The sequence below is a fragment of the Rhizobium sp. 05N430 genome (assembly GCF_056396985.1).
In genome coordinates, this window is record NZ_JBFTMO010000005.1 from 19,539 (window position 1) to 43,846 (window position 24,308).

Consider the following 24,308-nt stretch of genomic DNA (forward strand, 5'->3'; position numbering starts at 1 on the left):
CGGCTTGATGGGGACTGTGCATGGAGCGGCTTGCGGACAGGGTTATCCTGCTCTGGGGTTTCAAACGGGCGTTGCTGGCAATCCTTGCGGGCGCCATCGGCGTCATCGCCCTGCCCCCGATCGGCTTCTTTGCCGCGATGTTCATCTCCTTCACGCTGCTCGTGTGGCTGATCGACGGCGCGGCTGCCTCGCCGGAGGCAAGCTTCATCGGCCGGCTCTGGCCGGCCTTCGTCACCGGCTGGCTTTTCGGCTTCGGCTATTTCGTCGCCGGTCTCTGGTGGCTCGGTCATGCGCTGCTGATCGATTCCGATGCCTTTGCCTGGGCGCTGCCGCTGGCCATTCTCGGGCTGCCCGCCGTGCTGGCGATCTTCTACGGCTTGGCCGCTGCCGCTGCCCGGATTTTCTGGTCGGAAGGTCTAGGCCGGATTGCCGCGCTAGCCGCCAGTTTCGGCCTGTTCGAATGGCTTCGCAGCGTCGCGTTCACCGGCTTTCCGTGGAATGCCATCGGTTACGGCATGATGCCGGTGCCGCTGATGATGCAATCGGCCCATGTGCTTGGTGTCATGGGCGTCACGGCGCTTTCCGTCTTCGTCTTTGCAGCACCGGCGCTGCTTGGCACCCGCCAGGGCGCCAGGACGGGTGTCTTTGCCGCTGCCCTGCTGTTTGCCGCGCATATCGGTTACGGCGGCTACATCCTCTACTATCTGCCGAAGCCAACGCCGGCGTCTGGGACCGCCCTGCCTGTCGTCCGCCTGGTGCAGCCGATGATCGACCAGGCGGCCAAGCTCGACAGCGATGCCGATCGCTCGGCGATTTTCGAACAGCATCTGAAGCTCTCCGCGGAAGCCCCGAAGAATGGCGCCAAGAAGCCCGACATCATCGTCTGGCCGGAAACCTCTATCCCTTTCATCCTGACCGACAACCAGGATGCCTTGACGCGGATCGCCGATACGCTTGACGACAACCAGATCCTGATTGCGGGCGCCGTCCGTGTCGAGGAGACCGGTCCGGGAAATGCGCCGCGCTACTATAACTCGATCTATGTCATCGATGGACGCGGCCAGATCATCGCGGCATCCGACAAGGTGCATCTGGTGCCCTTCGGCGAGTATGTGCCGTTCGAGAACATTCTGGATAATTTCGGCATTCAGAATATCGTCGAGATGCCGGGAGGCTTTACCGCAGCCGCAAGTCGCGAAATGCTGAACCTGCCAGGTGGCCTCGCACTATATCCGCTGATCTGCTACGAAATCATCTTTCCCGGCGAAATGGCCGGTATCAATCAGGCCAACGCCATTCTCAATATTACTAATGATGCATGGTTTGGGTCTACGCCCGGGCCTTATCAGCACTTTCAGCAGGCGCGAATCCGCGCAGTTGAGACAGGATTACCGCTGATTCGCGACGCCAATAGCGGCATTTCAGCGCTGGTGAATTCACGCGGAGAGATTATTGCCGGGCTTGGGCTCAATGAGAGCGGTTTCATAGACGCAACTCTTGATGGCGAACAGGGCGATTCCACAGCGCGCTATCCACATCAAGCCTACTTTTGGTTGACTGAAACGTTGCTGTTTATGATTGCGCTGATTTCTCGCATGGGTTTTATTTTCAAGCAGAATTGACCAAAAACCCCTAAAATTGCATAGTAGTTCAGATCGGCGTTGTTAACGTATGCTTGAGAGTGGGTTAATGCCTCTTGCAACGTGGCGTTACGGATGGGTTCAGGGGATGCCGGTTTCACTCGTTGAAATATCTTTTGTTAGGGCACAACCATGATTGAGAACAAGAAGAAGCCGAACCCGATCGACATCCATGTTGGCAGTCGCATTCGTCTTCGCCGTACTATGCTTGGCATGAGCCAGGAAAAACTTGGCGAAAGCCTGGGCATTACATTCCAGCAGATTCAGAAGTACGAAAAGGGCACGAACCGCGTCGGCGCCAGCCGCCTGCAGAATATTTCGAGCATCCTGAACGTTCCTGTTTCCTTTTTCTTCGAAGACGCGCCAGGCGAGCATGGCGGCGGAATGAGCGGTCTGGCGGAAGCTTCCAGCTCGAACTACGTCGTCGACTTCCTTTCGTCGTCGGAGGGTCTCCAGCTCAACCGCGCATTCGTCAAGATTTCCGATCCGAAGGTTCGACGGAAGGTCGTCGAACTGGTAAAGGCGCTGGCTGCGGAAGCGGACGCCGACTAAGCGTTCCCTAAAGCAGGTAAATTAGAAAAGGCGGTCGAAAGGCCGCCTTTTTTACGTTTTTAAGGCAAAATTTGTCATTTCACCGCAGATATAAAGATATATTTATGTCCTTCTGCGCTTGTTTTTCAGGCGTGAACTGAGTACCAATTCGTCGAACTTATTCTTTGAGGGGAATCCCGGAATGCGCGCTAATTACCTCTTCACCAGTGAGTCTGTTGCCGAAGGTCACCCGGACAAGGTGTGTGACCGTATCTCCGACGAAATCGTGGATCTGGTTTACCGCGAAGCGGCGAAAACCGGCGTAAACCCATGGGGCGTGCGCATTGCCTGCGAGACCCTGGCAACCACAAACCGCGTCATCATCGCCGGTGAGGTTCGCCTGCCGCCGAGCCTGATGAAGAAGGACAAGGACGGCAAGGACGTTATCAACCCGTCGAAGTTCAAGGCTGCCGCCCGCCGCGCCATCAAGGACATCGGCTACGAGCAGGACGGCTTCCACTGGAAGACGGCGAAGATCGACGTTCTCCTGCACTCGCAGTCTGCCGACATCGCCCAGGGCGTTGACAGCGCTGCCGACCAGCAGGGTGACGAAGGTGCCGGCGACCAGGGCATCATGTTCGGTTACGCCTGCAAGGAAACCCCGGATCTCATGCCGGCGCCGATCTACTATTCGCACAAGATCCTGCAGCTGCTAGCCACCGCCCGCAAGAAGGGCGACGGCGAAGTTGCCAAGCTCGGCCCCGATGCTAAGAGCCAGGTGACCGTGCGCTACGTCAACGGCAACCCGTCGGAAGTCGCATCGATCGTTCTGTCAACGCAGCATCTCGACGAGAGCTGGGATTCGAAGAAGGTTCGCGCCGTCGTCGAGCCCTATATCCGCGAAGCTCTCGGCGACCTGCCGATCGCCAGCGACTGCAAGTGGTACATCAACCCCACCGGCAAGTTCGTCATCGGCGGTCCGGATGGTGACGCCGGCCTCACCGGCCGCAAGATCATCGTCGATACCTATGGCGGCGCAGCCCCGCATGGCGGCGGCGCATTCTCCGGCAAGGACACGACCAAGGTTGACCGTTCGGCCGCCTACGCCGCCCGCTACCTCGCCAAGAACGTCGTTGCCGCCGGTCTCGCAGACAGCTGCACGATCCAGCTTTCCTACGCCATCGGCGTTGCCCAGCCGCTGTCGATTTATGTCGATCTGCACCAGACCGGTAAGGGCGTGACGGAAGACCAGGTCGAAGCGGCGATCCGCAAGAACATGGACCTGTCGCCGACGGGTATCCGCCGTCACCTCGACCTCAACAAGCCGATCTATGCCAAGACCTCCGCTTACGGACATTTCGGCCGCAAGGCTGGCCGTGACGGCTCGTTCTCCTGGGAGCGCACCGATCTGGTGAAGGGCCTGAAGGAAGCGATCAAGGTCAAGGCTGTAGCATGACGGATATGGAACGCCGCGGACGCGCGACCGAAGCCTTCTTCGGCCGCCGCAAAGGAAAGGCCCTCCGCGGACAACAGGCGGAAAAGCTGAGTACTCTGCTCCCGGCTTTCCTCGTCGATCTTTCAGCGGCTCATCCCGAGCCGCTGAAAAGCCTTTTCCCGGTGCCAGTGGAGAAACTCCGCCTGGAAATCGGCTTCGGCGGCGGCGAGCATCTGATCCACCGCGCCCAGGAATTGTCCTCCACCGGCTTTATCGGTGTTGAGCCGTTCATCAATTCCATGCAGAAGCTGCTTGCCAGCGTCCAGGACAAGGGTGCCAGAAACGTCCGCGTCTATAACGACGATGCGACGCAGCTGCTCGACTGGCTGCCCGATGGCTGCCTTGACCAGATCGATCTGCTCTATCCCGATCCCTGGCCCAAGCGGAAGCATTGGAAACGCCGCTTCGTCTCGCAGACGAACCTCGCGCGGTTCCATCGCGTGCTGAAGCCCGGCGGACTGTTCTGCTTCGCTTCGGATATCGATACTTATGTGAACTGGACGCTGCTGAAATGCCGCGACCACGGCGGCTTCGACTGGCTGGCAAGCAATGCCACCGACTGGCTGACGCCCTATGAGGGCTGGCCAAGCACCCGCTACGAAGCCAAGGCGCGGCGTGAAGGCCGCTCTTCCGCCTATCTGACTTTCAAGAAAATATAAGCCTGCAACTTAGTGCAGGCTTACCGTCTTCAGTTCGTCCTCGGCAGCCTTGAAGAAGGTGCTCGAGCGATTGTCTGTCAACAGGATCGGCGTGCCGTCCGCGCCGAACAGGGCCCATAAATCGACGCCAGGGTCGATATCGGGCGCTTCGGGGAAGCACTTCGATACTTCTTCGTTACGCATCTTGCGGACGTAGGCGACCTCGCCGTTGCCGATACCGGCAAGTTCGGATTTGGTCAGGTGAGAATTCGCTTCTTTCATCAACATTCCTGTACCTCCAAGAGAAGGGACTAACGGCTCAACTCGAACCGTTGTCCTACTGTGGGACCGAAATGTTAATTTTCTTGACCATGCGGGCGGGCTCCGGCCGAATAAGATCGACTGAAAGCAAACCGTTTTTTAGCCCTGCGCCAAGCACTTGCATGCCATCGGCAAGCACGAAAGTACGTTGAAACTGGCGGGCTGCGATACCGCGGTAGAGATACTCGCGCTCGCCCTGCTCGACCTGCCGGCCGCGGATCAAAAGCTGGTTTTCTTCCGTCGTCACATCCAGCTCATCCTCACCGAAACCGGCAACGGCAAGCGTGATTCGAAGACGCTCGGGCTGGTCATGACCGGCGGCAATGCGCTCGATATTATAGGGGGGATAGCCATCGCTTGCCTTGGAAATACGCTCCAGCGTCTTTTCCATGGCGTCGAAGCCCAGAAGCAGCGGGCTGGCGAAGGGAGTGATACGGCTCATGTTTCAAGTCCTTGATGCAAGCGACCTTTCCGGACCTAAACTAGCATCCGGCTGTTGCTAATATGGGAATTGGCGGGCAGCCGCGCAAGGTTTTGCGGACCTCGCGACAGGACTGGGAAATTTTAGGGTAAACGGTGCCTTCGTCCTTGCTTGACAAAGCGCATGCGGGCTCGCATCAAATCGTCACCCGTAAGGGCTGCGCCGATTTGCGACGCAATCATAAACAAATGGTGCCTGCCAGAACGACGTGCACCTGAGGAGGGACGACGTATATGGCAAACCCCAGAAAGATCATCATCGATACCGATCCCGGCCAGGACGATGCCGCGGCGATCATGCTCGCCTTCGGCAGCCCCGAAGAACTCGAAATTCTCGGTATCACCACGGTCGCCGGCAATGTGCCGCTGTCCTATACCAGCCGCAACGCGCGCATCATCTGCGAGCTCTGCCAGCGCACCGATATCAAGGTCTTTGCCGGCGCCGACAAGCCGATCGCCCGCAAACTCGTCACCGCTGAACACGTCCACGGCAAGACCGGCCTCGACGGCCCGACGCTGCCGGAGCCGACCATGCCGCTGCAGGCACAGCATTCCGTCGATTTCATCGTCGAGACGCTGCGCCGCGAGCCTGAAGGCAGCGTGACGCTCTGCACGCTCGGCCCGCTCACCAATATCGGCCTCGCCTTCCAGAAGGCGCCTGACATCGTTGCGCGCGTCCGCGAGCTTGTCATGATGGGCGGCGGCTTCTTCGAGGGCGGCAACATCACGCCGGCCGCCGAATTCAACATCTATGTCGATCCCGAGGCTGCCGACATCGTGTTCCGCTCCGGCGTGCCCGTGGTGATGATGCCGCTCGACGTGACGCACCAGTTGCTGACCCGCAAGGACCGCGTCAAGCGCATGGCCGACCTCGGCACGGCGCCTGCACAGGCGATGGTGGAGATGCTGGAGTTCTTCGAGCGCTTCGATATCGAGAAATACGGTTCCGACGGCGGCCCGTTGCACGACCCGACCGTTGTTGCCTACCTCCTGAAGCCAGAGCTCTTCAAGGGCCGGGAATGCAATGTCGAGATCGAGGTGAAGTCGGAACTGACCGTCGGCATGACGGTCGTCGACTGGTGGCATGTGACCGACCGTAAGCGCAATGCCAAGGTGATGCGCTTTGTCGATGCCGATGGTTTCTTCGATCTGCTGATCGAGCGTTTCGCCCGCATCTGAGCGAAGAACAAAGACCAAAAGAAAAGGGCCGCTTCTCAGCGGCCCTTTTTCATTATGCGTCCTTCTGATCCAGATAGGAATTGGCAGCCTCTGCCTCGGGCTTCGGACCGCCCTTGGCGACGCCGACCATGGCCGGGCGCAGCACGCGCTCGCCGATCGTGAAGCCGGCCTGCACCACCTGGACGACGGTGTTGTTCGGAACTTCCGTGTTCGGCACTTCGAACATCGCCTGATGGAAGTTCGGGTCGAACTTCTGGCCGACAGGATCGAGCTGGCGAACGCCATGGCGCTCGAGCGTCGAGAGCATGGAGCGCTCGGTCATCTCGACACCTTCGATCAGGGTCGTCAGGCCAGCCTCGCCCGCAGCCTTGGCTTCGGCCGGAATGGCATCGAGCGCCCGGCGCAGGTTGTCGGATACGGCGAGCATGTCACGCGCGAAACCAGCAACGGAATAGGACTTCGCGTCCTTCACTTCACGCTCGGTGCGGCGGCGCAGGTTGTCCATCTCTGCGGCGAGGCGCAGATAGCGGTCGCGCAGCTCGGCATTTTCTGCCTTCACGAGTTCCAACGGATCCGGCTGGGACGATGCCTCAGCGGCCGCTTCATTCTCGACGTTTGCGGCTGCGTCCGCAGCAGCGTCAGCCGCAACAGCCTCAGGTCCGTTTTTCGTCGTTTCGTCAGTCATGACGGTCTCCGGGTAAAGGGTTCTTTCGGGATGCGCCCGATATCGAGCTTTGACCGCAAAAAATCAAGTCTGCGTGACAAAGAACCGGAAATTCCGGCTTTTTCAGAGCGACCCGCGCGACAGGCGGGAAATCAGCTGGGCGGTATAATCGACCATCGGCACGATACGGGAGTAATTCAGCCGGGTCGGACCGATGACGCCGACGGCACCGACGATGCGGTCGTCGTCGTCACGATAGGGCGCGACGATCAGCGAAGAGCCGGATAGCGAGAAGAGCTTGTTTTCGGAACCGATGAAGATGCGCACGCCCGGGCCGCTTTCCGCCAGATTCAGCAGCTCGATCAGGCTGTCCTTCTTTTCGAGATCATCGAACAGCATGCGCAGGCGGTCGAGGTCACCGACGCTGTCCAGACCCTCGAGCAGGTTGGCCCGGCCCCGGATGATCAGCTGCGCCGGCTTGCCTTCATCCGGGCTGCCGGACCAGACGGCAATGCCGCGCTCCACAAGGTCGCGCGACAAGGCATCGAGTTCGTGGCGCACATCCGTTTTCAGCCGGTCGAGTTGCTTGCGCAATTCCGGCAGCGTCTGGCCGGTCATGTGGGCGTTGAGGAAGTTGGCGGCTTCGGTCAGCTGCGACGACGTCACGCCCGCCGGAAGCTCGATGATCCGGTTTTCGACCTGATCATGTTCGCCGACGAGTACCGCGAGTGCCTTCGTCGGTTCCAGGCGGATGAACTCGACATGTTTCAACACCGGATCGTTCTTCGAGGTGATGACCAGGCCGGCGCCGCGGGAAATCCCCGACAGCATCCGGCTTGCCTCGTTCATCATCGATTCCACCGGATTGTCGCGGCTTTCGGCGCGCACCTGGCGATCGATGCTGGCGCGCTCTTCGGCCGAGAGGTCTCCGACCTGCATGAAGGCATCGACGAAGAACCGGAGCCCGACCTGGGTCGGCAGACGCCCGGCGCTGATATGCGGCGAATAGATGAGCCCCAGCTCTTCCAGATCGCTCATCACATTGCGGACCGAGGCCGGGGACAGCGACATAGGAAGAATACGGGAGAGGTTTCGCGAGCCGAGCGGCTCACCGTTTTCCAGATAGCCTTCGACGATACGGCGGAAGATTTCCTTCGAGCGTTCATCCAGCGCAGCAACGGCATCCGAAACCGACGTAGATCTGAAGCCCATGAATTCTGAAACACCCACGCTGATGACAATCTGCAAAATATAATCAATCTCACCCGCGTGGCAAAAGGGAATTTGCAAATGACCGCAGCCAATCGTAGAAGCGGGGCAGCATCACGAAACAACGCATGATCATGCCGTGCCGCCACCCGCGGCCTAACGGCCTCATGCATCAGGAGACAGAGAATGCGGCCGTCAGGCAGAAAAACCGACCAGATGCGCAAGGTCAGCTTCGAGCGCAACTTTTCCAAGCATGCCGAAGGCTCCTGTCTCGTGAAATTCGGCGATACGCATGTGCTGTGCACGGCAAGCCTCGAAGAAAAGACGCCGCCGTGGCTGCGCAACACCGGCAAGGGCTGGGTCACATCCGAATACGGCATGCTGCCGCGCGCCACGGGCGAGCGCATGAAGCGTGAAGCGGCGACCGGCAAGCAGGGTGGGCGTACGCAGGAAATTCAGCGCCTGATCGGCCGCTCGCTGCGCGCTGTCGTCGATCTCACCGCGCTCGGCGAACGCCAGATCACCATCGACTGCGACGTTATCCAGGCCGACGGCGGCACGCGCACGGCCTCGATCACCGGTGGCTGGATCGCGCTTTACGACTGCCTGAAGTGGATGGAAAGCCGCAACATGATCAAGGTCGATCGTGTTCTCAAGGACCACGTCGCGGCCATCTCCTGCGGCATCTTCGCCAGCCAGCCGGTCATCGATCTCGACTATATCGAGGACTCCTCGGCCGAGACCGATGCGAACTTTGTCATGACGGGTGCCGGCGGCATCGTCGAAATTCAGGGAACGGCCGAAGGCACGCCGTTCAGCGAAGCCGAATTCGCATCGCTGATGGGCCTCGCAAAGAACGGCATTGCCGAACTCGTGGAACTGCAGAAGCAGGCCATCGCCGGGTGAACGACATGCTTGAGGGCATGCTGGAAACGGCGCTTTACGCGAAGGATCTGGATGGAGCGGAAGCCTTCTATGAAGGCATTCTCGGTCTTTCCAAAATCACGCGGGCTGCCAACCGGCATGTCTTCTTTCGGTGCGGTCCTGGGGTGTTGCTGATCTTCAACCCGGACGAGACGGTCAAGCCACCGGCGCCGGGCGCGCTTCAGGTTCCGCCGCATGGCACCAAGGGACCGGGCCACGCCTGCTTCCGCGTTTCGGCCGGGAATATCGATGCGATGGCCGCCAGGCTGACGGAGGCCGGCATCGCCATCGAATCCGAAGTTCACTGGCCGAATGGCGGCCGCTCGATCTACTTTCGCGATCCGGAAGGCAACAGCCTGGAATGCGCCGAAGCCCGTATCTGGGGCATCGAATAGGAAACAGAATGCGCAAGCTCGACACCAAGACCATCATCGTCGCCAGCCACAATGCCGGCAAGATCCGCGAAATCCAGGACCTGATCGGCCCGCTGGGTTTTACCGCCAAGTCGGCAGCCGAACTGAAGTTCGAGGAGCCCGAGGAAACCGGCACGACCTTCGAAGAGAATGCGAAGATCAAGGCGCTTGCCTCTGCCAGCGCTGCCAACATGCCGGCACTTTCCGACGATTCCGGTCTGGTGGTCGATGCGCTCGGTGGCGATCCCGGCGTCTATACGGCCAATTGGGCCGAGACCGCCGATGGCACGCGCGATTTCGCGATGGCGATGCAGAAGGTCGAGACGGCACTCGAGAAAGCCGGAGCGGCAAAGCCCGAGCAGCGCACAGCCCGCTTCGTCAGCGTTCTCTGCCTTGCATGGCCGGACGGACATACGGAGCTTTTCCGCGGCGAAGTCGAGGGCACTGTCGTCTGGCCGCCGCGTGGTAGGCGGGGTTTCGGCTACGATCCGGTGTTCCAGCCGCAAGGCTATGACACCACCTTCGGCGAGATGAGCGCCGAACAGAAACATGGCTGGAAGCCCGGTGATGAGCAGGCGCTGTCGCATCGTGCGCGCGCCTTCAAAATCTTTGTCGAAACCTGCCTGGAAGCGTAAGGTCGGCTCGTGGACGATCTGAACAACCTGACTTCGCTGCGTGATGCCAAGCTTCTGCCGGATACCGGGGAGCCCGGTTTCGGCGTCTATGTGCACTGGCCCTTCTGCGCCGCGAAGTGCCCCTATTGCGATTTCAACAGCCATGTGCGCCACCAGCCCGTCGATCAGGAGCGCTATGTTGCCGCCTTCCTGAAGGAGATGGCCGCGATCCGCCAGTTGAGCGGGCCGAAGACGGTGACCAGCATCTTCCTCGGCGGCGGCACGCCCTCGCTGATGAAGCCGGAGACCGTGGACGCGGTCCTGAACGGGATTGCCCGGGAATGGCACGTGCCCTCGGGCATCGAGATCACCATGGAGGCCAATCCTTCGAGCGTCGAGGCAGAACGGTTCCGCGGCTATCGCGTTGCCGGCGTCAATCGCGTCTCGCTCGGCGTTCAGGCGCTGAACGATCGCGACCTGAAATTCCTTGGCCGCCTGCACAATGTCGAGGACGCGCTGAAGGCGATCAAACTGGCGCGCGATATCTTCCCGCGCATGTCGTTCGATCTCATCTACGCCCGGCCCGACCAGACGGTGGACGAATGGGAACGCGAGCTCAAGGAGGCCATCTCCTATGCCGTCGATCACCTGTCGCTCTACCAGCTGACGATCGAGGAAGGCACGCCTTTCTACGGCCTGCACAAGGCCGGCAAGCTCATCGTGCCTGACGGCGAGCAATCGGCCGTGCTCTACGAGGCAACGCAGGAGATTACCGAGCGCGAAGGCATGCCTGCTTACGAGGTGTCCAACCACGCACGCCCCGGCGCCGAAAGCCGCCACAACCTCACCTATTGGCGCTATGGCGATTACGCCGGTATCGGCCCAGGCGCCCATGGCCGCCTGACCCGCGGCTCCGAGAAGCTCGCCACGGCAACCGAGCGCAAGCCGGAATCCTGGCTCGAAATGGTCGAGCGTGACGGACACGGCGTTCTTGAAGAGGAACGGCTCGGCTACGAAGAGCAGTCGGATGAATTGCTGCTGATGGGTTTGCGGCTGAAGGAAGGCGTCGATCTCGCCCGGTGGCAGCAGCTCTCGGGACGCGATCCGGATCCGGCGCGCGAGGAGTTCCTGCTGGAACACGGATTCATCGAGCGGCTCGGCAATTCGCGGCTTCGCTGCACGCCATCGGGGATGCTGATCCTCGATTCCGTCGTCGCCGATCTCGCCTGCTAATCCTCAGGCCGCGCGCTTGCGGCCGAGCGCCAGCAACCGCCCGTCGATCGCCGCAAGGCCGATGGCAATCATCGCCATGCCGACCAGATGCTTTGTCTGCAGCTGTTCTCCCAGGATCAGCGCGCCGAGCAGGATGGCGCTGACCGGGATCAGGAAGGTGACAAGCATCAGATTGGTTGCACCGGCCGTCGCCAGTATCCGGAAGAACAGAATGTAGGCGATCGCCGTCGAGAGGATGGCGAGGCCGAACAGCGCCACCCAGGTTTCCGCACCGGGCATTGCCAGCGTCCACGGACGGTCGGCGATCAGGGCGATCGGGATCATCAAAACAGTAGAAGCCGTGACCTGGCCGGCAGCCGGCAAGAGCGGCGGCATGCCCATGGCGCGGAAGCGGCGTCCCCAGATCCCGGCGAAGGAATAGGATATCGCCGCGCCGAGGACGGCGAGCTGCGCCAGCACGTTCGAGCCGAGATCATGCAGCGCGTCGAAGCCGATCATATAGGCCACGCCAGCAAAGCCGACCACGACACCGATCAGCCGGTTGGCCGTCATCTTCTCATCCGCCGTCAGGAAATGGGCAACGACGACGGCGAAGAGCGGCGTCGTGGCATTGAGGATCGAGGCAAGCCCGCTGGCGATATGCGTCTGGCCCCAAACGATCAGGCAGAAGGGGATCATGTTGTTCAACACCCCCATGCCGAAGAATGCGATCCAGCTCTTGCCGTCGCGCGGCATGGCATGGCCCATCATCCGCACAATCAGATTAAGCGCGATGGCGGCCAGCAGCACGCGGCCGGTGACGATGGTGAAAGGCGGCAACGCCTTGACCAGGATGCCGTTGAAAAGGAAGGAGCCGCCCCAGAGCAGGGAGAGAACCAGCATCATGCCCCATTCGGCCAAGCCCATCTGCTTCTGCATCGTCATCCTCCATCGCATGCAAGCGTCATAGAGCGGCCAGGCGGTAGCGGCCACCCGATTCCTGCAGACGCAGCATGCAGCTACATTCGATTTATTCTCGTCGGAGATCGGCAGGCAATGTGCATTGCGGATCCGTTTGATGCTGATATTATTTCGATAATCGGATCGCCGCAAACGAGTCTTTTTCGCCTTACACTTTAGCTGAGCTAAATCATGAGCGACTATCTACCCTCGCTATCGGCCTTGCGGGCCTTCGAAGCCGCAGCCCGCCACCTCAGCATGACGCTCGCAGCCCGGGAGCTGAATGTGACACCCGGCGCCGTCAGTCTGCAGATACGCGATCTGGAAGCCGCGCTTGGTGTGCAGCTGTTCGACCGCAAGCCGCGGGCGCTGGCGCTGACCGTCGAAGGCGCCGACTACTTCACCACGCTGAGGGCGGCATTCCGGCTGGTGCGCGAAGCGACGGCGGCGATCACGGCCCGGGCGCGCGGCGCGATCCTCAACGTCACCTGTACCGCCGGGTTTGCCACCTACTGGCTGGTGCCCCGGCTTGGCCGGTTCGAAACACTGCACCCGGAGATCGACGTGCGGATCAGCGCCTCACACCGCGTCCTCGATTTCCAGCGCGACGGGATCGATCTGGCGATCCGTCATGGGCTCGGCGGCTATGAGGGGCTGGTCAGCGAACGGCTTGTCGATGACGAGCTCGTGCCGGTCTGCATACCGAAGCTTGCCGGAGAGCTCGGTGATCACCCCGCTCCCGCGGCGCTGGCGCCCTTCACGCTGATCCACGACGTCTACCGCCATGACTGGCAGCTCTGGCTGGAGGCCGCAGGCGCGGCCGGCATCGACGCGTCCCGCGGGCCGATCTTCATGCATGGCAATGGCGCCTATGAGGCGATGAAGGCCGGTCTTGGCTTCGCGCTGATGCGACGCTCCTTCGTCGATACGGAGCTCAAGGAAGGCGCCGTCATCGCACCCTTCCCGATCGGCGTCGCCAGCCGCCTTGCCTTCCACCTCGTCTATCCGGGTGCCGCCTTGGAGCGTCCGGCCGCGGCCGCGTTCCGCCGCTGGCTTCTGTCCGAGGCGCAGAGCTAGACATCAGACGTATCAAAGGTGACTTTTATAATCACCTTTATCTTCCTTTTCGCTGAAGATGCGGTTATCAACCAATGACTGCCTGCATTGAAGCCGAACGGTGCCATGAAGATCCGTTGTTCCACCATCCCACCCGTACGACGCGTTGAGACGCGCTCCTGCCGTATGGGCAGTGCATGGCAGTGATTGCAGCAGCGGAGCCACTGAGAGGCTCCTACCGCCCACCAGAGCGGATTGCATCGCTGTTCACCGGCGAGCATGCATGGTGTGCCGAAAAACTCATGCTGTCGGCAGACCTGGAAGGCGGGATGGCTCTGAACAGCTTCTTCAGCGACGGAGCGTTTGCGCAGGCGATCGACCGCTATGCCGCAATCTCCGGCGGAGCCGACCGCCGCGCTGCGGTGTCGATGTGGACGCTCTATTATTTCGCCGCTCTGACGATCGCCTATCTGATTGCGAGACACGCCGGAGGCCGGCGGCTGCCGGTTGCTTTCGATGAGATGACCATTGCACTCAACGAGGACGGATTGCCGCGCGCCTTCGGCGTGCCGCATAGCGGTTGGGATGATGGCGCTGCCCGCGGCTCTTTCGAGGCGATCGATCCGCTTCTTGAAACCCATCTCTTCAAGGCCGTAGGCCAGTTGGTGAAGCACGGCATTTCCGCCAAGCTCTGCTGGAACAATGCGGCCGTCTATATCGACTATGCGCTGCGGCTGACCGCAGACAAGGACGACCCCGACCTGGCCCAGGCCGACCTGCCGGTTTTCGTGCGCGGCTGCCTGCCCGATGGCGGCGTCAATCCGCTCTCCGGCTGTATCCGGCACGTGGAGGAGAACGGCGAATGCGTGGCGCGCCGAAAGGTCTGCTGCCTTCGCTATATGCTGCCCGGCATACCCAGCTGCGGCAAGCTCTGTGCGCTCCCCGAAAGGCGCAACCAGTAGCTCAAATACGATCTCCGCCTGCGCCTAATGCCGGCTGGCGCTTCTGGCCTTGAACAGGCTACCGGTCGGGGTCTGCAGGAAGGTGTCGAGCGGGATATGTTCCTGGTGCAGGAAACCGGTCGATGGCAACAGTCCGTCGCGCACCATTTCGATGACGGCGACGACCGAGGCTGATGTGGTCCAGGCGATTGCCGTCCGCCTCTCTCCGGCGACTTCGATCGGATAATAGGCCCTGACGAATTCCTTGCGGCGCAGGCTTCCGCGCTCGGTGCCTTCGGCGGCGACATGAACATAGACGACGTCGTCATCGACGGGCGGCTTGGCGTCGGTCAGAATCTGGCCGGCAAGCTTGCGCTGGTCGCGCATCAACAGTTCATGGAAGAAGAAATTCATCAGCTCCATGTGGCCGGGATAGCGCATGGTCTTGTAGTCGAGGTTCTCGACCTTGCCGAGCAGCGTATCGCACATGGTTCCGAGCCCGCCGGAGGTGGTGAAGGCCTCGAGCTTGACGCCTTCGACATAGATCGTCTCGTGCCACTCCATCGGCGAAACGAGCTTGCGCACACCGCCCTCGATAACCTCGCAATCGTTCAGATATTCGTTGACCACGCCTTCGGGCGACCAGTTGAAGGCATAGCCCAGAAGCCCGGTCGGATGCTGCGGCAAGGCGCCGACGCGCATGCGGATCGAGCGGCAGCGTTCGAAACCGTCGGCAAGGCTCGCGCCGACGATGCCGACGAAGCCCGGCGCCAGACCGCATTGCGGCGCCATGAGGCCGCGCGCGGTCTTCGACAGCTCGATGATGAAATTCGTCGTCGGCACGTCTTCGGTGAGATCGAAATAGTGGACGCCGGCGGCATGCGCAGCGCGAGCAAGCGCGATGTTCAGGTGATAGGGCAGGCAGGACAGGACGGCCTCGACGCCGGACAGGAGTTCGGCCGCGACAGCGGCGTTCGAGATGTCGCCGGTCCGGCAGGTGAAGGGCACATCCGATAGCGGAAGCTGAGCATCGACGCCGGTGACCTCGAAACCGCCTTCATGCAGAAGCGTTGCGGCGAGACGTCCGACCTTGCCGAGACCGACAACGGCGATTTTCCTGAAGCTCATCCTGTTCCCTCCCAAGCAGCGACCGCTTCACTTTGAGCCGTCTTTGCCGGGGATGTACAGGATAAAAGACCCGTAAAAAGAAAAGGCCGGGATTGCTCCCGGCCGTAGATTTCCAGCGCTCAAGGACGCACTATTCGTTGATCAGGCGCTTCAGCAGCTCGATCTCGTGCGACAGCTTGGTGTCTTCGGAGATCAGTTCCTCGATCTTGCGAACCGCGTGAAGCACGGTCGTGTGGTCACGTCCACCGAAGCGGCGGCCGATCTCCGGGAAGGAGCGCGGCGTCAGCGTCTTGGACAGATACATGGCGATCTGGCGCGGCTTGACGATGACACGCGTGCGGCGGTTCGAGACCAGTTCCTGGCGCGAGACATTGTAATGGCGCGCGACGATGCGCTGGATGTCCTCGATGCGAACACGGCGCGGTTCGCCGGAGCCGACCAGATGCGCGAGAAGCTCATCGACGCGTTCGATCGACAGGTTGGGCTCGAAGGAGCGGCGGAAGATCAGCTGGTTGAAGGCGCCTTCCAGTTCGCGGCCGCTGGCGGTGACGCTGCGGGCAACATGCGACATCAGCTCGGCCGGAATTTCCAATGACGGATCTTCGACGCGGGCAACGGCCAGACGGCGCTTGAGGATCTCGAGACGCATCTCGTAGTCCGGGCCGTCGAGCTCGATCGCCACACCACCCTGCAGACGAGAGCGGACGCGCGGATCGAGCGATTCCAGCTCCCAGGGGGCGCGGTCGGCAGCGACCACGACCTGCTTGGCGCTGTCGAGCAGCATGTTGAGCAGGTGGCAGAATTCGTGCTGGATCATCTTGCCCTGCAGGAACTGCATGTCGTCGATGATCAGGAGGTCGATGTTGCGCAGCGAGTCCTTCAGCGTCAGAGCGTCATTGTCGCGGATCGCCGTTGCGAAGCGCCACATGAAATATTCGGCCGTCAGATAGACCACGCGCAGGGCGCGGGGATTCTGGACGGCGGCATTGGCGATCGCCTGCAGCAGATGCGTCTTGCCGAGGCCGACCGTCGAATGAACGAAGAGCGGGTTGAAGCGCACGGCGCCCTGGCCTGCTTCCGCGATGGTCTTGGCAGCTGCCAATGCAACGCGGTTGGAGCTACCCTCGACGAAGGTGTCGAAGGTGAAGCGGGAATCCAGCGGCGAGCCGAACAGCGGCTGGCCGAAGGTTGCCGGACGTGCCGCTGCTGCAGCGGAAACGGCCTGCTGGACGGCGTGACCGGCCGGCTGGGCCGATGCCGGACGGCGGATCGGCGTAACCTGCGAAGACGGCTCTTGGGTAGCCACCTCATCGGCAGGCTTGACGCCAGCGCGCGTTGCGGTGCGCACGAGAATTTCGACTTTCAGGATTTCCGCATCTTCCTGCTGGAACAGGCTGGTGATCAGATCCAGATAGCGGTTGTTGATCCACGACTTCAGGAAGGTCGTCGGAACGGTGAGCCGTACGACGCTCTTGGAGACCGAATGAAGCTTCAGACGCTGGAACCAGCTTGCATATACGTCCGGGCCGACCTGTGCCTTCAGACGGGCGCTAACGCGCTCAAAAAGTACGCCATGTTTCATGTCTCCCTTTTCTCCTGCCGCCTCAAGCGAAGTAGAGCCAAATGCCGATGCCTTGTCCCCGTTCTCAAGTGCACCCGCTGCCATAGAATTCATCTGCATCATGCCGCCTTCCAATTTCATTTCACCGGGCGGTCATCCGAAAAAACGGCCGCCCGATCAATTTTCCCCGTTAGACAGGCTGGCGTCCCCTCATGAGCCGCAGGCTTGCCGGTTCACTCAATACAGATGTCCCAGCTCCAAAAGAGAGCGGCGCAGAAACCCGTGGCGGAAACCGCCATCATGGGGCCTCCGTCATGTTGTCTCTTAACCGTACTGGCTGGCGGCCCTCGTTCGCCCGCTAACCAACCGGAACACAAATTTAGTTTCCCCATCCCCTTCGGCTTCACCTTAAACGTGCAGCCGTCGAGCGCACAAAAGCTATCCGTTCCGAGACCAGCCACGGCCGCGGTGCAAATATGCTCAAGTGCTTGAAAAAACGGAGAGATAGACTGCTCCGCGACAAAAGATACAAACTCATCGCCCTGCCGGTATGGCAGTTAAGACTGAACCTTTTCAGGTGATGTCCGCGCCCTTTGCTGGAAGTCATTTAGGCAGGATCGGTTGCGGATATCAACGATGAATTTTACGCAAAATTAAGGAGGGGCCATTGACTCCGGGCACCGGTTTAGGGCGTCACGCCGGTGTCAAAAAAGAATCGCAGAAGAATCAATGAGATTCCCAAAATGGGTATTTTCGACACGCTATGAAAGAAAAAAAATAAAAATCCGCTTGACTCATTTCGCCCCCCTTCCGGAGGGGGGAGAGTCGCGCAGCGTTGAAAGAACCTAGCGCAAGTATTTGATATTAAACGATTTTTAGTGTCATCCGTCCGACACGAAATCGTCGCTGAATTCGCCATACAAGGGCCAGATCGCGGAATCGAAAAAGCCCGGTAAAATTACCGGGCTAATCATAACGAGCAGTTCGTTAACGAAATGTTATGCGCTTGCAGACGCCGAGAGCGTCTTCAGACGAGCAGCAAGACGCGAGATCTTGCGGGATGCCGTGTTGGCGTGAAGCACGCCCTTGCTTGCGGCGCGTGCCAGTTCCGGCTGCGCTGCGAGGAAGGCTTCTTTAGCCTTGGAAGCGTCGCCGGATGCGAGTGCCTCTTCGACCTGGCGGACGAACGTGCGAACGCGCGAGCGACGAGCCTTGTTGACGTCGGTGCGGCGGGCGATCTTGCGGGTCGCTTTTTTCGCCGAAGCTGTATTGGCCATGGATGCCTCTCAAAAGAATTCGAACAAAACTCCGCCATCACCGCGGGCCCTGCGGCCACAATATCCAGCAATGCGGGAGCATAATCGGAAAACCAGAGCGGCTTCCCGAACCGTGGGCGGGCATATAACTCTAAAGCTGGGCGGCGTCAACGCGGATTTTCACGGAAACGCAGCCTTTCTCCACTGAATGCCCATCAGCGGTGCTTGAAGTCTGGTTTACGCTTTTCGATGAACGCCGTCATCCCCTCTTTCTGATCGGCGGTGGCAAACAGGCTGTGGAAGAGACGGCGCTCGAAACGCAGACCTTCCTCCAGCGTCACCTCGAAGGCGCGGCTGACGGCTTCCTTGGCCATCAGCACCGATGGGCGCGACAGGGAGGCGATCTTGGCGGCGGCCTCCAGCGCCTCGTCGAGCAGGCGCTCCGGCGCCACCACACGCGAAACGAGTCCCGCGCGCTCAGCCTCGGCCGCATCCATCATCCGGCCGGTCAGCACCATATCCATGGCCTTCGCCTTGCCGACCGCCCTTGTGAGCCGCTGCGAGCCGCCCATCCCGGGAATGACGCCGAGGGTGATTTCCGGCTGGCCGAACTTGGCCGTCTCGGAAGCGATGATGAAATCGCACATCATTGCCAGTTCGCATCCGCCGCCGAGTGCGAAGCCGCTGACGGCGGCGATCACAGGCTTGCGTGCCTTGGCAATCTCGTCCCAGCCGCCGATGAATTCGGCCTTATATATATCGGCGAATTCGAGCGGCTGCATTTCCTTGATGTCAGCGCCTGCCGCGAAAGCCCGTTCTGAGCCAGTCAGGACGATGGCGCCAACGGCGTCGTCGGCATGAAAATCAGCATAGGCCTGCTTCAGCTCGCTCAGCACCCTAGAATTCAGCGCATTGAGGGCCTGCGGGCGATTGAGGGTGATCAGGCCGACATTGCCGCGGGTTTCGACGATCAGGGTTTCGTAGGCCATGCGTTTCTCCCTATTTCTGGCAGACGGGGCAATAGAAGGTGGAGCGGCCCGCCTGAACGATACGGGAGACCGTACCGCCGCAGCTGGGCGTGCGGCAAGGATCGCCTTCGCGGTCATAGACCGAGAAGGAATGCTGGAAATAGCCGAGCGAACCGTCCGTCTGGATATGGTCGCGCAGCGACGAACCGCCGGCCTTGATCGCATCGGCGATCACATCGCGGATCGACGAGACGAGCAGCTCCAGCGATTCTTTCGGTTTCCCGCTCTTGGTGACGAGGGTCTTGGCGGCTTGCGTCGGCAGGATATGCGAGCGCCATAGCGCTTCGCAGACATAGATATTGCCGAGACCGGCGATATTCTTCTGATCGAGCAGTGCGCTCTTCAATGGCTGCGCCTTGCCTGCGAAACGTTCGGCGAGATAGGCGGCGCTGAGTTCGTTGCCTGTCGGCTCGGGTCCAAGGCCAAAAAGGAACGGATTGGTCTGCAGTTCCGAACGCTCGGCAATATCCATGAAGCCGAAACGGCGCGGATCATTATAGATGACGCGCCTTGGTCCCTTGCTGCTCTCCAGATGGAAGATGGCGTGGTCGTGCTTCTCGTCTTTCGAGCGCTCGTGATGGAAGTCGCCTGGTACGGTTTGCTGCGCGCCCTCCTCGATCCGGAAGGAGCCGGACATGCCGAGATGCGAAATGATGGTCTTGCCGCTATCGAGATCGATCAGCAGATATTTGGCGCGGCGCCCAAGACCGATGATCGTGCGGCCGGTGACATCGGCCTCGAATTTCTCCGGAAAGGGGAAGCGCAGATTGCCGCGGCGAAGCTCCAGCCGCTCGATGCGCGTGCCCTCCATCGCGGGGGTCAGGCCGCGCCTGACGGTTTCGACTTCTGGCAATTCCGGCATCGTTACCCATCTGTAGCTAAACGTATTTCAACCGCTGGCGATGTGCGCTATAGCGCCAGAAGGCCGCGGCTTGCGATCCGCGCCTACAGATAGCGTCCAAAGCATCGTTTCGCTATGGTCGCCGCACCGATTTCGAGTAACGGAGTTTTCCGATGTCAGACAGCCGCACTTCCGCCGATGGCGGCATGGAAACGTCCTACGGTTTCCGTGAAGTGTCGAACGGCGAGAAGCAGGGCCTCGTCAACGAGGTCTTCCACAAGGTCGCCAAGCGCTACGACATCATGAACGACGTCATGTCTGCCGGCATGCACCGCGTCTGGAAGGACGCGATGATCGCATCGCTGAACCCGCGCAAGGAACCGGGCTACAAAGTGCTCGACGTTGCCGGCGGCACCGGCGACATCGCGTTCCGGATCATCGAAGCTTCCAACCGGCTGGCGCATGCGACCGTGCTCGACATCAACGGCTCGATGCTCGGCGTCGGCGCCGAGCGGGCCGAGAAGAAGAAGCTCTCCGACAATCTCACCTTCGTCGAGGCCAATGCCGAAGACCTGCCCTTCGAGGCCAACAGCTTCGATGCCTATACGATCGCCTTCGGCATCCGCAACGTGCCGCGCATCGACGTGGCGCTGTCGGAAGCCTATCGCGTGCTGAAGCGCGGCGGACGTCTGCTCGTTCTCGAATTCTCGGAAGTCGATCTGCCGCTGCTGGACAAGGTCTATGACGCCTGGTCGTTCAACGCGATCCCGAAGTTTGGCAAGGCGATCACCGGCGAGGCCGAGCCCTACCAGTATCTGGTGGAATCTATCCGCAAGTTCCCCAACCAGGATAACTTTGCCGCGATGATCCGGGGCGCGGGCTTTTCGCGCGTCAGCTACACCAACTATACGGGCGGTATCGCAGCCCTGCACTCGGGCTGGAAATTATAGAATAGATGAGTGCTTTCGGCGCATATTTCCGGCTTTGGCGCGTCGGCTGGGTGCTGGTGCGCGAGGGTGTCGTATCGGCCCTGCCGTCTGAAGGGCTTCCGCCCGTGGTGGCGCTCGCCAAATCCTCCGTGACGATCTTCGAACGCAGCAAGGCAAAGCGCCAGAAGCGCAGCGACCGTCTGGCGCAGGCGGTCGAGCGGCTCGGCCCGTCCTATGTGAAGATCGGACAGTTTCTGGCAACCCGGCCCGATGTCGTCGGCGTCGATTTTGCCAATGATCTGTCGCAGCTGCAGGACAGGATGACCTTCTTCCCGATTGCGGCGGCAAAGGCCAATATCGAAGGCTCGCTCGGACGTCCCATCGAAGAGCTGTACGCAAGCTTCGGCGATCCGATTGCTGCGGCATCGATCGCCCAGGTTCATCCGGCGGAAGTCGATGGCACGGATGGCCGCAAGAAGGTGGCCGTCAAGGTTGTCCGGCCCGGCGTGCGGCAGCGTTTCGGCCATGATATCGAGGCGATGTATCTCGTCGCTCACCTGCAGGAGCGCTTCATGCCCTCCAGCCGGCGTCTGCAGCCGGTGGAAGTGACCAAGACGCTGGAGCAGACCACCAAGGTGGAGATGGATCTGCGCCTCGAGGCGGCAGCGCTTTCCGAGATTGCGGAAAATACCGAAAAGGATCCGGGCTTCCGGGTACCGAAGGTCGATTGGGAGCGAACCGGCCGCGACGTCATCACCATGGAGTGGATCGACGGCGTGAAGATGTCCGATGTCGATGGACTGCTGGCCGCCGGACATGATCTCAACGCGCTTGCCGACACGCTGATCCAGTCCTTCCTGCGCCATACGCTGCGCGACGGCTTTTTCCATGCCGACATGCATCCGGGCAATCTCTTCGTCGATGCACAGGGCATGATCGTTGCCGTCGATATGGGGATCGTCGGACGGCTCGGAAAGAAGGAACGGCGCTTCCTGGCCGAGATCCTCTACGGCTTCATCACCCGCGACTATATCCGTGTCGCCGAAGTGCATTTCGAGGCCGGTTACGTTCCCGGCCACCACAATGTCGAGAGCTTTGCGCAGGCGATCCGCGCGATCGGCGAACCGATCCACGGCCAGCCGGCCGAGACGATTTCGATGGGCAAGCTGCTGACGCTGCTCTTCGAAGTGACCGAGCTCTTCGACATGCAGACGCGTCCCGAGCTGGTGATGCTTCAGAAGACCATGGTCGTGGTCGAAGGCGTATCGCGCATGCTCAATCCGCGCTTCAACATGTGGAAGGCGTCGGAGCCTGTCGTCGGCGAATGGATCCGCAACAATCTCGGCCCGAAGCGCATCGTCACCGATCTGAAGGACGGATTGAAAGCGGCGGTGAAGCTTGCCGAAGCCGTGCCCGAGATCGCGGCGCAGACGGAGAAATTTCATCACCAGCTGCTGCATATGAGCGAGCATGGATTGCGCTTCGACGAGCAGACCACCGAGGCGATCGGCAAGTCCGAGGCTCGGCACAACCGCTCGGCGCGCATCGCTCTCTGGATAATTGCCTTGACGCTTCTCTATATTGCCTGGACGTTGAGCTGACTTCAGGCAAAGCAAATGCATGCTGTGTTCGGCATTTGGGATATCCCATGGTGTGACGCACTCGCTTAGTCTCGCCTTCAAGGAGACCAGCAGATGAAGCATGAACGCCCCGGCATAGAATTGTCCGGTCAACCTCTCGGCTTTGCGGAGATGGTGAGGATAGGATCGGGCAAAGTGGCGCTTTCTGCTTCGGCAGCAGGCATGGCGCGGATCCAGCATGCCCGCTTGATCGTCGAAGAGGCCATCAATTCCGGCGTGCCGGTCTATGGTTCGACGACAGGTGTCGGCGCAATGAAGGATGTCGAGTGGTCGAATGACGAGCTTGAAGCCTTCAATCTCGGGCTGGTGCGCGCCCACCATTTCGGCACCGGCACTCCCTTTTCCTGCGCCGTCGTGCGCAATGCGATGGCGATCCGCATCAATACGGCGCTGACGGGCCAGGTTGGTTGCACGGCGGAACTGATCGAAGCCTATATGCGGCTTCTCGACGCTGATCTTATTCCACTGGTGCGGCGGACAGGCTCGATCGGTTGTGCCGATATCGGCCTGATGGGCCAGATCGGCGCGGTGCTGACAGGCGTCGGCGAGGCCGTCTATCGCGGCAAGCGCATGCAGGCGGCAGAAGCCTTCCAGGCGGCAGGGCTGGAGCCCGTCAGGATGGCGCCGCGTGACAGCCTGGCCTCGCTTAGCGTCAATGCTGTGAGCTTTGCCGCCGCTGGCGAGGCGACCCGGAACGCTGCCGCTTCGATCCGCGTCCTTCTTGCGACGGGCATGATGGCGGCCGGTGCGCTCGGCGCCTCACGCGATCCCTGGAAAGCCGTCCGCCATGTGGGCACGGCCCGCGAGGCGCTAATCGGATCATGGCTTTGCAACGCGTCTGACCCTTGGGACTGGCCGGTCGCCACGCATGTTCAGGACCCGCTCAGCCTGCGCATGATCGCACAGGTGTTCGGCGCGGTGATCGAGAACCTTCTCTCCACCGGGCATAAAATTCTGGCTGCAACGGGCCGTTCTGACGACAATCCTGTTGTTGTCGAGGGCCGGGTAATGACCTCGGGCGGTTCGCTGCCGCTGGACGTGACGATCCTGCTCGAATCCGCAGCCCTCTGCATGGCGCATGCGGCGCGCAACGCCTTCAACCGTTGCGTCATCCTCGGCAACGGACAGCGCCGCGATCTTCCTGTCAATCTCGTTCCTCCCGGCAAGATCGCCACGGGCTTCGGGCCGATCATCAAGCTCGCGGGCGAAATCTTCTCCCGCGTGCTGTCGATGTCCAATCCTGTCTCGGCGCAATCTCTCGTGGTCGCCGCCGGTCTGGAAGACGAAGCCGCTTTCCTGCCGCTGGTCATCGAGCGTTTCGAGCGCCAGACGCGCGCGCTCCGCCGCCTCGCGGCATTGGAAGCCCTGTTGTCGGCGCAGGCGGCCGATATCCTTGGCGACAAGCCGAAGGGTGTGGCGGGGATGATCTATGACGTCGTTCGCAGCCATGCCGAATTCTATACGGTGGACCGGCCGCTTTCGGCCGAGGTCGAAGCGATCGAAGAGGACCTGGGCTCTGACGCCTTTGTTTCGAAGCTGATAGCCGAAATGCCGATCGCCTCCTTCGACGATTTCTTCGCGCTCGGCTCGCTGGAGCGCATCGAAGAACGGCTCGCCACCGAGCCGATGGTTCTCTGAAATTCAAGCA

General features: G+C 60.9%; 24 protein-coding genes. 14 read left to right on the plus strand and 10 right to left on the minus strand.

Features of this window, described 5'->3' with window-relative positions; all coding sequences use genetic code 11:
• Positions 1-20 precede the first annotated feature (20 nt).
• From lnt to trmB, 4 genes are all read left to right on the plus strand, one after another.
• The gene (gene lnt, locus AC1DJO_RS12780; RefSeq protein WP_477970877.1) at positions 21-1,622 is read left to right on the plus strand and encodes an apolipoprotein N-acyltransferase; all 1,602 of its coding nucleotides are present in this window, start codon (positions 21-23) and stop codon (positions 1,620-1,622) included.
• Between the two features lie 150 nt (positions 1,623-1,772).
• Entirely contained in the window at positions 1,773-2,192 is a 420-nt protein-coding gene (locus tag AC1DJO_RS12785) for a helix-turn-helix domain-containing protein (protein ID WP_112385241.1), read from the plus strand.
• 181 nt (positions 2,193-2,373) lie between these two features.
• Positions 2,374-3,627, plus strand: coding sequence for a methionine adenosyltransferase (metK, locus tag AC1DJO_RS12790; protein WP_477970879.1), 1,254 nt, complete (start codon positions 2,374-2,376; stop codon positions 3,625-3,627).
• The gene (gene trmB, locus AC1DJO_RS12795) at positions 3,624-4,325 is read left to right on the plus strand and encodes a tRNA (guanine(46)-N(7))-methyltransferase TrmB (protein WP_477970881.1); all 702 of its coding nucleotides are present in this window, start codon (positions 3,624-3,626) and stop codon (positions 4,323-4,325) included. The genes metK and trmB overlap by 4 nt, the downstream gene beginning before the upstream one ends.
• Before the next feature lie 9 nt (positions 4,326-4,334).
• On the opposite strand, the gene AC1DJO_RS12800 is transcribed toward trmB, so the two are convergent.
• Together AC1DJO_RS12800 and AC1DJO_RS12805 are read right to left on the minus strand one after the other, a co-directional pair.
• Complete coding sequence (locus AC1DJO_RS12800) at positions 4,335-4,592, minus strand: BQ00720 family protein (RefSeq protein ID WP_112385238.1); 258 nt, start codon at positions 4,590-4,592, stop codon at positions 4,335-4,337.
• A gap of 49 nt (positions 4,593-4,641) precedes the next feature.
• Positions 4,642-5,067 carry an Hsp20 family protein gene (locus tag AC1DJO_RS12805; protein WP_112385237.1) on the minus strand — a complete coding sequence of 142 codons (426 nt, stop codon included), beginning with the start codon at positions 5,065-5,067 and terminating at the stop codon, positions 4,642-4,644.
• Between the two features lie 272 nt (positions 5,068-5,339).
• Between AC1DJO_RS12805 and AC1DJO_RS12810 the strand changes: the two genes are divergently transcribed.
• Positions 5,340-6,284, plus strand: coding sequence for a nucleoside hydrolase (locus AC1DJO_RS12810; protein ID WP_477970883.1), 945 nt, complete (start codon positions 5,340-5,342; stop codon positions 6,282-6,284).
• Positions 6,285-6,336: 52 nt separating this feature from the next.
• Here the strand turns inward: AC1DJO_RS12810 and grpE are convergent, their stop codons facing one another.
• Positions 6,337-6,969, minus strand: a complete 633-nt coding sequence (grpE, locus tag AC1DJO_RS12815; protein WP_112385236.1) for a nucleotide exchange factor GrpE — start codon at positions 6,967-6,969, stop codon at positions 6,337-6,339.
• Positions 6,970-7,071: 102 nt separating this feature from the next.
• Positions 7,072-8,160, minus strand: coding sequence for a heat-inducible transcriptional repressor HrcA (hrcA, locus tag AC1DJO_RS12820; RefSeq protein ID WP_112385235.1), 1,089 nt, complete (start codon positions 8,158-8,160; stop codon positions 7,072-7,074).
• A 183-nt stretch (positions 8,161-8,343) separates the two neighbouring features.
• On the opposite strand from hrcA, the gene rph reads away from it, so the two are divergent.
• Genes rph through hemW form a run of 4 tightly spaced genes read left to right on the plus strand, consistent with a single transcriptional unit; the run spans position 8,344 to position 11,341 of the window.
• Entirely contained in the window at positions 8,344-9,063 is a 720-nt protein-coding gene (rph, locus tag AC1DJO_RS12825) for a ribonuclease PH (protein WP_310293323.1), read from the plus strand.
• Positions 9,060-9,476, plus strand: coding sequence for a VOC family protein (locus AC1DJO_RS12830; protein WP_477970885.1), 417 nt, complete (start codon positions 9,060-9,062; stop codon positions 9,474-9,476). Before rph ends, AC1DJO_RS12830 begins: the two co-directional genes overlap by 4 nt.
• An 8-nt stretch (positions 9,477-9,484) precedes the next feature.
• Entirely contained in the window at positions 9,485-10,129 is a 645-nt protein-coding gene (gene rdgB, locus AC1DJO_RS12835; protein ID WP_477970887.1) for an RdgB/HAM1 family non-canonical purine NTP pyrophosphatase, read from the plus strand.
• Between the two features lie 9 nt (positions 10,130-10,138).
• A complete protein-coding gene (gene hemW / locus AC1DJO_RS12840; RefSeq protein ID WP_112385231.1) occupies positions 10,139-11,341 on the plus strand; it encodes a radical SAM family heme chaperone HemW in 1,203 nt (400 codons plus the stop codon).
• 3 nt (positions 11,342-11,344) lie between these two features.
• Here hemW and AC1DJO_RS12845 read toward each other — a convergent pair whose 3' ends face one another.
• Complete coding sequence (locus tag AC1DJO_RS12845; RefSeq protein ID WP_477970889.1) at positions 11,345-12,265, minus strand: DMT family transporter; 921 nt, start codon at positions 12,263-12,265, stop codon at positions 11,345-11,347.
• 207 nt (positions 12,266-12,472) lie between these two features.
• On the opposite strand from AC1DJO_RS12845, the gene gcvA reads away from it, so the two are divergent.
• Positions 12,473-13,357 (plus strand): transcriptional regulator GcvA, encoded by an 885-nt coding sequence (gene gcvA, locus AC1DJO_RS12850; protein WP_477970891.1) that lies wholly within the window; start codon positions 12,473-12,475, stop codon positions 13,355-13,357.
• A 176-nt stretch (positions 13,358-13,533) separates the two neighbouring features.
• Positions 13,534-14,298: a siderophore-iron reductase FhuF gene (fhuF, locus tag AC1DJO_RS12855; RefSeq protein ID WP_477970893.1), complete on the plus strand. Its 765-nt coding sequence runs from the start codon at positions 13,534-13,536 to the stop codon at positions 14,296-14,298.
• Between the two features lie 24 nt (positions 14,299-14,322).
• Here the strand turns inward: fhuF and AC1DJO_RS12860 are convergent, their stop codons facing one another.
• The 5 genes from AC1DJO_RS12860 to mutM form a co-directional block, all read right to left on the minus strand.
• Positions 14,323-15,405 carry a saccharopine dehydrogenase family protein gene (locus AC1DJO_RS12860; RefSeq protein WP_112514122.1) on the minus strand — a complete coding sequence of 361 codons (1,083 nt, stop codon included), beginning with the start codon at positions 15,403-15,405 and terminating at the stop codon, positions 14,323-14,325.
• Positions 15,406-15,535: 130 nt separating this feature from the next.
• Complete coding sequence (gene dnaA / locus AC1DJO_RS12865; RefSeq protein ID WP_112385388.1) at positions 15,536-17,086, minus strand: chromosomal replication initiator protein DnaA; 1,551 nt, start codon at positions 17,084-17,086, stop codon at positions 15,536-15,538.
• A gap of 878 nt (positions 17,087-17,964) precedes the next feature.
• Positions 17,965-18,243 (minus strand): 30S ribosomal protein S20, encoded by a 279-nt coding sequence (rpsT, locus tag AC1DJO_RS12870; RefSeq protein ID WP_112385227.1) that lies wholly within the window; start codon positions 18,241-18,243, stop codon positions 17,965-17,967.
• A 194-nt stretch (positions 18,244-18,437) separates the two neighbouring features.
• Positions 18,438-19,211 carry an enoyl-CoA hydratase gene (locus tag AC1DJO_RS12875; protein WP_477970896.1) on the minus strand — a complete coding sequence of 258 codons (774 nt, stop codon included), beginning with the start codon at positions 19,209-19,211 and terminating at the stop codon, positions 18,438-18,440.
• 10 nt (positions 19,212-19,221) lie between these two features.
• Positions 19,222-20,112: a bifunctional DNA-formamidopyrimidine glycosylase/DNA-(apurinic or apyrimidinic site) lyase gene (gene mutM / locus AC1DJO_RS12880; RefSeq protein WP_477970898.1), complete on the minus strand. Its 891-nt coding sequence runs from the start codon at positions 20,110-20,112 to the stop codon at positions 19,222-19,224.
• Positions 20,113-20,264: 152 nt separating this feature from the next.
• Here mutM and ubiE point away from each other — a divergent pair, with 152 nt between their 5' ends.
• The 3 genes from ubiE (at position 20,265) to AC1DJO_RS12895 (ending at position 24,298) form a co-directional block, all read left to right on the plus strand.
• Positions 20,265-21,041: a bifunctional demethylmenaquinone methyltransferase/2-methoxy-6-polyprenyl-1,4-benzoquinol methylase UbiE gene (gene ubiE, locus AC1DJO_RS12885; protein WP_477970900.1), complete on the plus strand. Its 777-nt coding sequence runs from the start codon at positions 20,265-20,267 to the stop codon at positions 21,039-21,041.
• Between the two features lie 5 nt (positions 21,042-21,046).
• Positions 21,047-22,621, plus strand: a complete 1,575-nt coding sequence (gene ubiB, locus AC1DJO_RS12890; RefSeq protein ID WP_477970902.1) for a 2-polyprenylphenol 6-hydroxylase — start codon at positions 21,047-21,049, stop codon at positions 22,619-22,621.
• 93 nt (positions 22,622-22,714) lie between these two features.
• Positions 22,715-24,298, plus strand: coding sequence for an aromatic amino acid lyase (locus AC1DJO_RS12895; RefSeq protein WP_310293339.1), 1,584 nt, complete (start codon positions 22,715-22,717; stop codon positions 24,296-24,298).
• The last annotated feature ends 10 nt before the right edge of the window (positions 24,299-24,308 follow it).

Bases quoted from the DNA above. Each gene is read 5' to 3' on its own strand.
- lnt (WP_477970877.1), top strand. From the start codon at position 21: ATGGAGCGGCTTGCGGACAGGGTTATCCTGCTCTGGGGTTTCAAACGG.
- rpsT (WP_112385227.1), bottom strand. From the start codon at position 18,243: ATGGCCAATACAGCTTCGGCGAAAAAAGCGACCCGCAAGATCGCCCGC.
- trmB (WP_477970881.1), top strand. From the start codon at position 3,624: ATGACGGATATGGAACGCCGCGGACGCGCGACCGAAGCCTTCTTCGGC.
- metK (WP_477970879.1), top strand. From the start codon at position 2,374: ATGCGCGCTAATTACCTCTTCACCAGTGAGTCTGTTGCCGAAGGTCAC.
- gcvA (WP_477970891.1), top strand. From the start codon at position 12,473: ATGAGCGACTATCTACCCTCGCTATCGGCCTTGCGGGCCTTCGAAGCC.
- hrcA (WP_112385235.1), bottom strand. From the start codon at position 8,160: ATGGGCTTCAGATCTACGTCGGTTTCGGATGCCGTTGCTGCGCTGGAT.
- dnaA (WP_112385388.1), bottom strand. From the start codon at position 17,086: ATGCAGATGAATTCTATGGCAGCGGGTGCACTTGAGAACGGGGACAAG.
- AC1DJO_RS12810 (WP_477970883.1), top strand. From the start codon at position 5,340: ATGGCAAACCCCAGAAAGATCATCATCGATACCGATCCCGGCCAGGAC.
- AC1DJO_RS12875 (WP_477970896.1), bottom strand. From the start codon at position 19,211: ATGGCCTACGAAACCCTGATCGTCGAAACCCGCGGCAATGTCGGCCTG.
- AC1DJO_RS12800 (WP_112385238.1), bottom strand. From the start codon at position 4,592: ATGTTGATGAAAGAAGCGAATTCTCACCTGACCAAATCCGAACTTGCC.
- grpE (WP_112385236.1), bottom strand. From the start codon at position 6,969: ATGACTGACGAAACGACGAAAAACGGACCTGAGGCTGTTGCGGCTGAC.
- mutM (WP_477970898.1), bottom strand. From the start codon at position 20,112: ATGCCGGAATTGCCAGAAGTCGAAACCGTCAGGCGCGGCCTGACCCCC.
- ubiB (WP_477970902.1), top strand. From the start codon at position 21,047: ATGAGTGCTTTCGGCGCATATTTCCGGCTTTGGCGCGTCGGCTGGGTG.
- AC1DJO_RS12805 (WP_112385237.1), bottom strand. From the start codon at position 5,067: ATGAGCCGTATCACTCCCTTCGCCAGCCCGCTGCTTCTGGGCTTCGAC.
- AC1DJO_RS12860 (WP_112514122.1), bottom strand. From the start codon at position 15,405: ATGAGCTTCAGGAAAATCGCCGTTGTCGGTCTCGGCAAGGTCGGACGT.
- rdgB (WP_477970887.1), top strand. From the start codon at position 9,485: ATGCGCAAGCTCGACACCAAGACCATCATCGTCGCCAGCCACAATGCC.
- rph (WP_310293323.1), top strand. From the start codon at position 8,344: ATGCGGCCGTCAGGCAGAAAAACCGACCAGATGCGCAAGGTCAGCTTC.
- AC1DJO_RS12895 (WP_310293339.1), top strand. From the start codon at position 22,715: ATGAAGCATGAACGCCCCGGCATAGAATTGTCCGGTCAACCTCTCGGC.
- AC1DJO_RS12845 (WP_477970889.1), bottom strand. From the start codon at position 12,265: ATGACGATGCAGAAGCAGATGGGCTTGGCCGAATGGGGCATGATGCTG.
- ubiE (WP_477970900.1), top strand. From the start codon at position 20,265: ATGTCAGACAGCCGCACTTCCGCCGATGGCGGCATGGAAACGTCCTAC.
- AC1DJO_RS12785 (WP_112385241.1), top strand. From the start codon at position 1,773: ATGATTGAGAACAAGAAGAAGCCGAACCCGATCGACATCCATGTTGGC.
- fhuF (WP_477970893.1), top strand. From the start codon at position 13,534: ATGGCAGTGATTGCAGCAGCGGAGCCACTGAGAGGCTCCTACCGCCCA.